The organism is Leifsonia sp. ALI-44-B, from assembly GCF_001984125.1.
Lineage (GTDB): Bacteria > Actinomycetota > Actinomycetes > Actinomycetales > Microbacteriaceae > Okibacterium.
Genome location: NZ_MTQL01000006.1, coordinates 475,429 through 485,986, shown reverse-complemented (window position 1 = coordinate 485,986; position 10,558 = coordinate 475,429). Strand labels below are relative to the sequence as shown.

The window sequence follows — 10,558 nt, the reverse complement described above, 5'->3', positions numbered from 1 at the left end:
CCGGGCTCCGATGGTGTTGTGAGGCTGGTTCGGGTACCGCCAGGCTACGGAGCACAGGTAGACGGGCGTTGAACGGATGGCAACGTGCGGGGGAGCGCAGCATCCGTTCAGCCGGCCGATCGGGTGTCGGAGCCCCACGCGTCGAGCGTGCCGGCGAGGTTCTCGATGTGCGCGAAGTGGCCGGTGCCGGCTAGCCGCGTGCGCCGCAGAGTGGGCACCGTGCGGGCCAGCGCCGCCGGGTCGTCGCGCGCCACGAAAACGTCGCGATCGCCCGAAACCAGGTGCACGGGGCACGTGATGTGCCGCCACCGCGCGTGTGCCGGATACCGGGCGGCGCGCCGCGTGCCCGCCACGAACGCGTGCGGCCGAAGCTCCTCGCCGAGCGCCGCCACAACACTCGGATGGACCGGCCGCCGCCGATCGAACAGGGGCGACACGAGAAGCGGCAACAACCGGAGCCGCGTCAAGAAGCGCACGAGGGGCGCACCTCGCCCGGGCAGGATGTCGAGAAAGCGCATGCCCTGCAAGAGGCCCGTGAACCCCGGCAACCGCCGAAAAGCGCGCACCGGATGGGCGCCGCTGTCGATGACCGCAAAACTCACGGCAGAGACCAGGTCGACTCGGCTCACGCGTTCGGGCGCCGCGGCGGCAAGGTGCAGCGCGACGAATCCGCCCAGCGAATGCCCGACCAACCTGTAGCGGGTGGCACCCCTGCGCGCGCCGGGCGTGGTATCGGCTGACTCGGTGGCGGAGTTTGCGGCCGCGGTATCGGCAGTCTCGAGCACGGCGCCGGCGTTCTCGAGCGCGGCATCGGCAGCTTCGAGCACGGTCTGCCCGAGAGCCTCGATCGTGTAGGCGTCCTCATTATCGGGGAACGGTGAATCACCCCATCCGGGAAGATCCACGAGCACCAGAGCCCGGCCGGCCATATCGCCCCGACGGTCCCACTCGGCGATGAGCGGCGTCCAGGTGCTCCACGAACCCGCGGCGCCGTGCAGAAGAATCAGAGGCGAACCCGCGCCCGCGACACCGGCCCGGAGATGAACGACGACGCGACCCAATGTGGTCTCGACGTCCCGGCGCTCCAGGCCCAGCGCGCCGGCATCGAGCACGAGCGCTGCGCCATCCGTCGACAGGTTCACGCGAGCGTCGACCCCGGGCGTCGGCCGCGACTCGGCCTCACCTCGCGCTGGGGCCGGGATGCATCGGGGCCCGCGCCGATCGTCCGCTCGAACTCATCCAGCCAGGCCACGAGAGCATCCCGGATGCCGCGCCTCGCCGCCTCGGCGGCAACACGCTGCGGGTTGTCACCCTCCTCGACGCCGTCACGCGTCGCACCGCCGCTCTCGCGCTGCGCACCGCCCGCCAACTGCGCACGATACCCCTCCACCACTGGGGCCACATCCACCCCCGGCAGCGACGACACGATCAGCACCTGATCGAGCAGATCGTCGATGCGGTCGCCGGCATTCGCTTCGGCCACGCGCACCCACTCGGCGACGGCGGCCTCGCCGGCATCCGTCAATCCGTACAGGGGCAGCCCGTCGTCGGTCATGCCGCGATTGCGCACCAGACCCGCCGTCATCAGCCGGTCGAGCGTGCTGTAGATCTGCCCCACGTTAACGCTCGTGCGGTGCGGCGCGCGGTCGAGGAATTCGTCGCGCACCTGCAGCCCGTAGGCCGGACCGAGGCTCAGAATGGCCAGGAGACCCGCGCGTACCGACATGCTGCACTCCTCGGCTCAGGCCTCCGATCGGAAACCTCTGCTCAGTATAGGGATGCTCGAACCCTGGGCATTGGCCGCCGTGCCGGAATGTCGGTTGTTTTTGCCCTGACCCTGGGTGATAATCGGGACTATAACTTCAGAAGCAGCATCTCGAATCATCCGAGCGGTCGTAGGGGAAGACGCACCGCAGTGAACGGAGGATGAGATGCAGGCGACGTCAACCAGAGGAGTGGTGTTCATCCACTCGTCTCCCCGCGCGCTCTGCCCCCATGTCGAATGGGCCGCAGGTCGCGCTCTTGGTCGTGCGGTCAACTTCGACTGGGCCGAGCAACCCGTGCTGCGGGGCGCCAAGCGTGCCGAGTTCGTGTGGGAGGGGCCGCAGGGCACCGGGGCAGCCATCGCCTCGGCGTTGCGCGGCTGGGAGCACCTGCGCTACGAGATCGCCGAAGACGCGAGCCCCGGCTCCGACGGCGGTCGTTGGCTGCACACGCCCGATCTGGGCATCTTCTTCGCCCAAACCGATGCGGCCGGCAGCATCGTCGTCCCCGAAGACCGCATCCGCGCCGCCATGTCGACCGCGGGCGCGAACGCGCACCTCTTGCAGCAGGAGCTGAGCGGCGCCCTCGGTCAGCCGTGGGACGACGAACTCGAGGCGTTCCGCTACGCCGGCGATCAGGCTGCGCCCGTCGTCTGGCTGCACCACGTGGGTTGAGCGCGAACCCACCCCGGGTAGGGCGCGCGGAGGACACCCCGGCGCACGCCCCCACAGATGGACAGAAGGCCCTGGCGGAATACCGCCGGGGCCTTCTGTCTGTCTATTTGCCTGTCTGTCGTCGAACGCGTCGACTAGTTGAAGCTGCGGAACCCGATCACCGAGTTGTGACCGCCGAAACCGAACGAGTTGCTGATCGCGAGCAGGTCGCCATCGGGCAGCTTGCGCGGCGAGGTCACGACGTCGAGGTGGATCTCGGGATCTTGCTCGGTGAGGTTGATCGTGGGCGGCATGATGCGCTCGTGCAGGGCCATCACGGTGAAGAGCGCCTCGATCGCGCCGGCGCCGCCGAGCAGGTGGCCGGTGGAGGCCTTCGTGGCGCTGACGGCGATGTTGTCGAGGTGGTCTCCGAACACGCGGCGCAGGGCGTTGTATTCGGCGATGTCGCCGACGGGCGTCGACGTGGCGTGCGCGTTGACGTGCACGACATCCGTCAGCGAGGCGCCGGCGTTCTGCACGACCTCGAGCATGGCGCGCGCGGCGGCGGAGCCCTTGGGATCAGGCGCGGTGATGTGATAGGCGTCGCTCGTGACCGCTCCGCCGACGAGTTCGGCGTAGATGGTCGCGCCGCGGGCCTCGGCGTGTTCGAGGGTCTCGAGTACGAGGGCGGCTGCGCCCTCTCCGAGCACGAAACCATCGCGCGTGACGTCGTAGGGGCGGGACGCCGTCGCGGGGTCGTCGCCGCGCTTCGACAGGGCCTGCATCGATGCGAAGGCCGCGAGCGGAAGCGGGTTGATGGCCGCCTCGGAACCGCCGGCGACGATGATGTCGGCGTGGCCCTGCTGCAGGTGCTCGTAGGCATTGGCGATGGACTCGGTGCTCGAGGCGCAGGCCGAGACGACGGTGCGGGCTCCGGCGCGGGCGCCGAGGTCCATGCCGACGGCGGCCGCGGGGGCGTTGGGCATGAGCATGGGAACCGTCATGGGCATGACGCGGCGGGGGCCGCGCTCGCGCAGGGCATCCCAGGCGTCGAGGAGCGTCCACACGCCGCCGATGCCGGTGGCCCAGTCGACGCCGAGGCGTTCGGGTTCGACCTCGGGGGCGCCGGCGTTCTTCCAGGCCTCACGCCCGGCGATGAGCGCGAACTGGCTGGAGGGGTCGAGACGCTTGGTCTCGACGCGCTCGAGCACCTCGGAGGCGGGCACGCGGGCCTGGGCGGCGAACTGCACGGGCAGCTCGTACTTCGAGGCCCATTCCTGTTCGAGGGTCGACGCTCCGGACTGGCCGGCGAGCAGGTTGCGCCACGATTCGTCAGCGGTGCCTCCGAGCGGCGAGGTGCCTCCGAGGCCGGTCACGACAATACGTTTGGGGGTCATTCGACAAACTCTCTGAAAGTACGGTGCGATCTGGCTCGCGACGGGGGCGTGGCCCAGGAACGAATCCTTGGACCGTGGCCCCCGTCGCGGAGAAGCTGGTAGGCGTGACCCGAAGGCCGCGCCGAATTAGCCCTGAGCCTGAACGATGAAGGTGACGGCGTCGCCGACGGTCTTGAGGTTCTTGACCTCTTCGTCGGGGATCTTGACGTCGAACTTCTCTTCGGCGTTGACGACGATCGTCATCATCGAGATGGAGTCGATGTCGAGGTCGTCGGTGAACGACTTGTCCAGCTCGACCGTGTCGGTCGCGATGCCAGTCTCGTCGTTGATGAGCTCGGCCAGGCCGGCAAGTACTTCTTCGTTGGACAATGCCATTTTTATCTCCTTGGGGGGTGTCGATTGACCGTCACCCAGTTTAGGTGAGGACGGATGGTATTTACGGCAGAACGACCACTTGGGCGCCGAATACGAGGCCCGCGCCGAAGCCGATCTGCAGCGCGAGTCCGCCCGAGAGTTCGGGGTTCTCGGCCAGCAGTCGGTGGGCGGCGAGCGGGATGGAGGCCGCCGAGGTGTTTCCCGTCGTTTCGATGTCACGCGCGATGACGACCGTGTCGGGCAACTTGAGCTGCTTCGCGAACTCGTCGACGATGCGCATGTTCGCCTGGTGGGGGATGAATGCGGCCAGCTGGTCGCTCGTCACACCCGCCTTGTCGAGTGCCTCCTGTGCGACCTTCGCCATCTCCCACACGGCCCAGCGGAACACGGTCGGGCCCTCCTGGCGGAGCGTCGGCCATTCGATGCCTTTGTTGCGGTAGTCCTTGAGCGTGCCGGACATGCCGACGGCGTCCCACTTCGAGCCATCCGAGCCCCAGACCGAGGCCGAGATGCCCGCGGAGTCGCTCGGGCCGACGACGGCCGCGCCGGCGCCGTCACCCAAGAGGAACGAGATGGTGCGGTCGGTGGGGTCGATGATGTCGCTGAGCTTCTCGGCACCGACGACGAGCACGTATTCGGCGAGACCCGCACGGATGAGGGCGTCGGCCTGCGCGATGCCGTAGGTGTAACCGGCGCACGCGGCCGAGATGTCGTAGGCGGCCGCGGGGTTGGCGCCCACACGGTCGGCGAGCAGTGCGGCCATCGACGGGGTCTGCACGGTGTTGCTCACGGTGGAGACCAGCACGGCGCCGATCTTCTGCGGGTCGACGCCCGACTTCTCGATCGCTTCGCGCGAGGCCTCTTCGGCCAGGTCGACGGCCGTGATGTTCTCGGAGGCGCGGCGGCGCGTGATGACGCCCGTGCGCTGGCGGATCCACTCGTCCGAGGAGTTGATGGGGCCGATGATGTCTTCGTTCGGCACGACGAGGTCGCCGCGGGCGGCACCCAGGGCGTAGATGCGCGTGAACTGCGGTCCGGTGGACTGCTGCAGGGCGGGAAGGGAAGTCATAGGGGAGAATCCAAGCGTCGTTCGGGCCGATTCGAGAATCGACCGGGCAATGTCACCGTCGTCGCGGGCTGCGGCATCCGGTGAGGGGGAAATCAGGAAACGAGGTCGAGGGCGGCCTGGAGGTCGTCCGGGGTCTTGATCGCAACGGACGCTACACCCTTGAGTCCGCGTTTGGCGAGCCCCGTGAGGGCACCGGCGGGCGCGAGTTCGATGAGGCCGTCGAGGCCTGCAGCCTGGAAGGACTCCATGCAGCGGTCCCAGCGCACGGGAGACGAGACCTGGGCCACGAGGGACGAGACGAACTCGGCTCCCGAGGTGACGACGGCTCCGTCGTGGTTGGACCAGAGCGTGAGTGTGGGGTCGGCGGGCGTGAGGGCCGCGGCGTCGGCGGCGAGGGCATCCCGCGCCGCGAGCATGTAGCGCGTGTGGAAGGCGCCCGCGACCTGCAGCGGGATGACGCGGGTGCCGCGCAGCGGTTCTGCCGCGAGGGCGGCGAGGGCGTCGGTGGCGCCGGCGACAACGATCTGGCCGCCACCGTTGAAGTTGGCGGGCTCGAGGCCCAGCTCGGCGAGGCGTTCGAGCAGCGCGGCCTCGTCGCCACCCAGAACGGCGCTCATGCCGGTGGATGCCTGACCCGCGGCCTCGGCCATGTAGCGGGCTCGTGCGGCGACGAAGCGCATGGCGGCGTCTTCCGTGAGGATGCCCGCCCCGACAGCCGCGGTGATTTCGCCGACGGAGTGACCGGCGATGCCGCCGATCTTGTCGAGCGCGCCGGCGCGGCGCAGGGCGTGCAGCGTGAGCAGTCCCGCCGCGACGATGAGCGGCTGCGCGACGGCGGTGTCGCGGATGGTGTCCGCATCGGACACGGTGCCGTGCTTCTCGAGGTCGACACCGGCCGCCTCGGAGTAGCCGGCGAGCAGGTCGCGGGCCTCGGCATCCTGCAACCAGGGAGTGAGGAAACCGGGAGTTTGGGAGCCCTGACCCGGGCAGACGATGACGATCACGCTCTTAGTCTGCCAACAGGTCGAGCGTTTCGGGTGTTGAACACGGCACAACTATCGCCAAACCCTTTGTCGGTTTCGGCAAAACGGGCCGGATGGCTCAGCGGCGGCGCTTCGTCTGCTCGGGTTCGGCGATCGACCCGAGGATGAGCGCGGACTGCAGGATGAGCGACTCGCGCGCGCCCGTGGCGTCCCAGCCGATAACATCCGAGACGCGTTTCAGGCGATAGCGCACGGTGTTGGGGTGCACGAAAAGCTCACGTGCCGTGGCCTCGAGCGAGCGCCCGTTGTCGAGGTAGCACCACAGCGTGTTGACGAGTTCGGCCGAGTGCGCGTGCAGCGGCCGATAGACCTTCTCGATCAGGGTGGCGCGGGCCAACGGGTCGCCGGCGAGGGCGCGTTCGGGCAGCAGCTCGTCGGCCTGCACGGGTCGCGGGGCGTGACGCCACGAGCGCGCGACGGCGAAACCGGCGAGGGCCGCCCGCGCGCTGCGAGAGGCTTCGACGAGCGTCGGCACCGGATGCCCGAGCACGAGGTGTCCCGCGCCGAATCCGGTCTCGAGCTGCCGTGCGATCTCCATGAAGCTGAGGGGCTGTGTCGAGCCGCCGTTCTCGTCGTCGGTCTCGCGCACCTCGGCGCGCCCGATGACGAGCACGAGGCGGCTGCCCTGAACGCCGATCAGCACGTCGGCCGACAGATGCCGGGCCGTGCGACGCAGCTGGTCGACGTCGAGCTGCGGGGGAGTCGTGCCAACGAGCACGGCGACCTCTCCGTGCCCGTGCCAGCCGAGGGCGGCGATGCGCGAGGGCAGCTCGTCGTCGGCCTCGCCGGACAAGATCGAGTCGACCACGAGCGCCTCGAGGCGCGCATCCCACAGGCCACGCGCCTCGGCGGCACGTGCATAGACATCGGCCGAGGCAAACGCGATCTCTCGCGAGTAGAGCAGGATGCCTTCGCGCAGGTGTTCGCCCTTGTCGGCGACGCGCTCTTCGACGACTTCGACGACCACGCGGATGAGCTGCAACGTCTGCTGCAGGCTCACCGATCGCAACAACTCTCGCGGGGCGGCGCCGAACACGTCGGCGGCGATCCACGGGGTGCTCTGGGGGTCTTCGTACCACGAGATGAACGAGGAGATGCCCGCCTGCGCGACCAGTCCGACCGCCGACCGCCGCCCCGGCGGCATCTCTACATACCAGGGCAGCGTGTCTTCGAGCCGTTTCAATGTGACGGTCGCCAGCTCGCCGCTGATGCGGCGCAGCCAGGCGAGCGTCTCCTCTTTCGTTCGTGGCACGGTGGGTGGCTGAGCTTAGCTCTCGCCGCCGGCGTTGCCGGAGGTGCCCGCGTTCACGTCGTGCAGACGGTACTTCTCGATGGCCTGCGACGCGAGCGAACGGTCGACCTTGCCCTGCTTGGCGAGCAGCTCGAGTGTGCGCACGACCACCGACGGTCCGTCGATCTTGAAGAAACGACGAGCTGCGGCGCGCGTGTCCGAGAAGCCGAAGTTGTCGGCACCCAGGGTGGCGAAGTCGTTCGGCACGAACTGGCGGATCTGGTCGGGCACGGCGTGCGAGTAGTCGCTCACCGCGACGACCGGTCCCTCTGTGCCCTGCAGCTTCTGCGTGACGAACGGGATGCGCTCGTCCTCGTGCGGGTTGAGGAAGTTGTGCTCGTCGGCGGCGAGGCCTTCGCGGCGCAGCTCGTTCCAGCTGGTGACGCTCCAGACATCCGCCGAGACGCCCCAGTCGTTGGCGAGCAGCTCCTGGGCTTCGAGGGCCCAGGGCAGGGCGACACCCGACGCGAGGATCTGCGTCTTGATGCCGTCGTGCGAGGACTCGTTGACCTTGTAGATGCCCTTCAGCAGGCCTTCGACATCGAGGTTCTCGGGCTCTTTCGGCTGCGCGATGGGCTCGTTGTAGAGGGTGATGTAGTACATCACGTTGGGGTCTTCGTGGTGGCCGCCATACATGCGGTCGAGGCCGGCGCGCAGGATGTGGCCGATCTCGTAGCCGTAGGCGGGGTCGTAGGTGACGACGGCGGGGTTGGTCGCGGCGAGCAACGGCGAGTGGCCGTCGGCGTGCTGCAGGCCTTCGCCCGTGAGCGTCGTGCGACCGGCCGTTGCGCCCATGATGAACCCGCGGGCCATCTGGTCGCCGGCAGCCCAGAGGGCGTCGCCGGTGCGCTGGAACCCGAACATCGAGTAGAAGACGTAGACCGGGATGAGCGGCTCGCCCTGCGTCGAGTAGGTCGTGCCGAGCGCCGTGAAGGCCGCGGATGCTCCGGCCTCGTTGATGCCCACGTGCACGAGCTGACCCTGCGGGCTCTCCTTGTAGGCGAGCAGCAGTTCGCGGTCGACCGACGTGTAGTGCTGGCCGTTCGGGTTGTAGATCTTCGACGTCGGGAAGAAGGCGTCGATACCGAACGTGCGGGCCTCATCGGGGATGATCGGCACGACGCGGTTGCCGAACTGCTTGTCGCGCATCAGATCTTTCAGCGTGCGCACGAACGCCATGGTGGTGGCGATCTCTTGCGTGCCGGAACCCTTCTTGGCGATGGCATAGGCCGAGTCGTCGGGCAGCGTGATGTCGGTGTACTTCGAACGACGCTCGGGAACGTAACCGCCGAGGGCCTTGCGGCGGTCGTGCAGGTACTGGATCGCCTCGTCGTCGTCGGACGGCTTGAAGTACGGCGGCTGGTACGGGTTCTCTTCGAGCTGCGCGTCGGTGATGGGGATGTGCATCGCGTCGCGGAACGTCTTGAGGTTGTCGAGCGTCATCTTCTTCATCTGGTGCGTCGCGTTGCGACCCTCGAAGTGCGGGCCGAGGCCGTAGCCCTTCACGGTGTGCGCCAGGATGACGGTCGGCTGGCCCTTGTGCTCGGAAGCGGCCTTGAATGCGGCGTAGACCTTGCGGTAGTCGTGGCCGCCGCGCTTCAGGTTCCAGATGTCGTCGTCGGAGTAGTCCTCGACGAGCTTCGCGGCGCGCTCGTCGCGGCCGAAGAAGTTCTCGCGGATGTACGCGCCCGACTCGGCCTTGTAGGTCTGGAAGTCGCCGTCGGGGGTGCTGTTCATGAGGTTGAGCAGCGCGCCCTCGGTGTCGTTCTCGAGCAGCGAGTCCCACTCGCGGCCCCAGATGACCTTGATGACGTTCCAGCCGGCACCGCGGAAGAAGCTCTCGAGCTCCTGGATGATCTTGCCGTTGCCGCGCACCGGCCCGTCGAGTCGCTGCAGGTTGCAGTTGATGACGAAGTTCAGGTTGTCGAGGCCCTCGTTGGCCGCGACCTGCAGCTGGCCGCGGGACTCGACCTCGTCCATCTCACCATCGCCGAGGAAGGCCCAGACTTGCTGGTCGGAGGCATCCTTGATTCCGCGGTTGGTGAGGTAGCGGTTGGCCTGCGCCTGGTAGATGGCGTTGATCGGGCCGAGGCCCATCGACACGGTCGGGAACTGCCAGAACTCGGGCATGAGGCGCGGGTGCGGGTAGGACGACAGGCCGTTGGGGGCGTGCGACTTCTCTTGACGGAACCCGTCGAGCTGGTCGGTCGTCAGGCGGCCCTCGAGGAAGGCGCGTGCGTAGGTGCCGGGGGAGGCGTGACCCTGGATGAAGATCTGGTCGCCGCCGCCCGCGTGGTCTTGCCCACGGAAGAAGTGGTTGAAGCCGACCTCATAGAGGGCGGCGGATGACGCGTACGTCGAGATGTGGCCGCCCACACCGATGCCGGGCCGCTGTGCCCGGTGCACCGTGATGGCCGCGTTCCAGCGGATCCACGCGCGGTAGCGGCGCTCGAGTTCTTCGTTGCCGGGGAACTCGGGTTCGTTCTCGGAAGCGATGGTGTTGATGTAGTCCGTGGTCGGAACCATGGGCACACCGAGGTGCAGTTCGCGCGACCGCTTCAGCAAGCTGAGCATGATCTCGCGGGCACGCCCGCGGCCGTGGACCTCAACGAGTTGTTCGAGCGATTCGTTCCATTCCGAAGTTTCTTCGGGATCGATGTCGTTGTCGCTGACCGAATACGGGTCCTGGTTGTTTACAGTCACCGTCGACCTTTCTCTACGCGGCAGATCGTGCCTGATGGGCGGTGCGCACAGGAGTGGATAGCCGTGTTGTGGCCATCGGGCACCACACTCCAGCCTAGCCACTTCGGGCGGTTTCGGTGACCACGCGCACACGTGCACACGAGGATGCCGCGAGCCCCCGCATCCGAGTCGCGTTCAGGTTCCGTTCAGCGTTCGTTTGACACGCGCGAGGTGAAGAGTACGATCGGCCTACGTTAGGCGCGCACAACCCTGCCGCATCGATG

The 10,558-nt window shown here is 68.0% G+C and carries 9 protein-coding genes; 1 reads left to right on the top strand and 8 read right to left on the bottom strand.

Annotation, left to right across the window (positions count from 1 at the left end; translation table 11 throughout):
* Positions 1-107: 107 nt before the first annotated feature.
* Both ALI44B_RS03300 and ALI44B_RS03295 read right to left on the bottom strand, forming a co-directional pair.
* On the bottom strand, positions 108-1,142 hold the full coding sequence (locus ALI44B_RS03300) for an alpha/beta fold hydrolase (RefSeq protein WP_077053307.1): 1,035 nt from the start codon (positions 1,140-1,142) through the stop codon (positions 108-110).
* Positions 1,139-1,726: a PadR family transcriptional regulator gene (locus tag ALI44B_RS03295; protein ID WP_077053306.1), complete on the bottom strand. Its 588-nt coding sequence runs from the start codon at positions 1,724-1,726 to the stop codon at positions 1,139-1,141. Before ALI44B_RS03295 ends, ALI44B_RS03300 begins: the two co-directional genes overlap by 4 nt.
* Before the next feature lie 205 nt (positions 1,727-1,931).
* On the opposite strand from ALI44B_RS03295, the gene ALI44B_RS03290 reads away from it, so the two are divergent.
* Positions 1,932-2,438, top strand: a complete 507-nt coding sequence (locus tag ALI44B_RS03290; protein ID WP_077053305.1) for a DUF3145 domain-containing protein — start codon at positions 1,932-1,934, stop codon at positions 2,436-2,438.
* A gap of 134 nt (positions 2,439-2,572) precedes the next feature.
* Here ALI44B_RS03290 and ALI44B_RS03285 read toward each other — a convergent pair whose 3' ends face one another.
* From ALI44B_RS03285 to aceE, 6 genes are all read right to left on the bottom strand, one after another.
* Positions 2,573-3,814: a beta-ketoacyl-[acyl-carrier-protein] synthase family protein gene (locus ALI44B_RS03285; protein ID WP_077053304.1), complete on the bottom strand. Its 1,242-nt coding sequence runs from the start codon at positions 3,812-3,814 to the stop codon at positions 2,573-2,575.
* A gap of 126 nt (positions 3,815-3,940) precedes the next feature.
* Positions 3,941-4,189, bottom strand: coding sequence for an acyl carrier protein (locus ALI44B_RS03280; protein ID WP_077053303.1), 249 nt, complete (start codon positions 4,187-4,189; stop codon positions 3,941-3,943).
* Between the two features lie 61 nt (positions 4,190-4,250).
* A complete protein-coding gene (locus ALI44B_RS03275) occupies positions 4,251-5,258 on the bottom strand; it encodes a beta-ketoacyl-ACP synthase III (RefSeq protein ID WP_077053302.1) in 1,008 nt (335 codons plus the stop codon).
* A gap of 92 nt (positions 5,259-5,350) precedes the next feature.
* On the bottom strand, positions 5,351-6,262 hold the full coding sequence (locus ALI44B_RS03270; protein WP_077053301.1) for an ACP S-malonyltransferase: 912 nt from the start codon (positions 6,260-6,262) through the stop codon (positions 5,351-5,353).
* A gap of 97 nt (positions 6,263-6,359) precedes the next feature.
* Positions 6,360-7,553, bottom strand: coding sequence for a PucR family transcriptional regulator (locus ALI44B_RS03265; RefSeq protein WP_077053300.1), 1,194 nt, complete (start codon positions 7,551-7,553; stop codon positions 6,360-6,362).
* 15 nt (positions 7,554-7,568) lie between these two features.
* Positions 7,569-10,295 carry a pyruvate dehydrogenase (acetyl-transferring), homodimeric type gene (gene aceE / locus ALI44B_RS03260; RefSeq protein ID WP_077053299.1) on the bottom strand — a complete coding sequence of 909 codons (2,727 nt, stop codon included), beginning with the start codon at positions 10,293-10,295 and terminating at the stop codon, positions 7,569-7,571.
* Between the last annotated feature and the right edge of the window lie 263 nt (positions 10,296-10,558).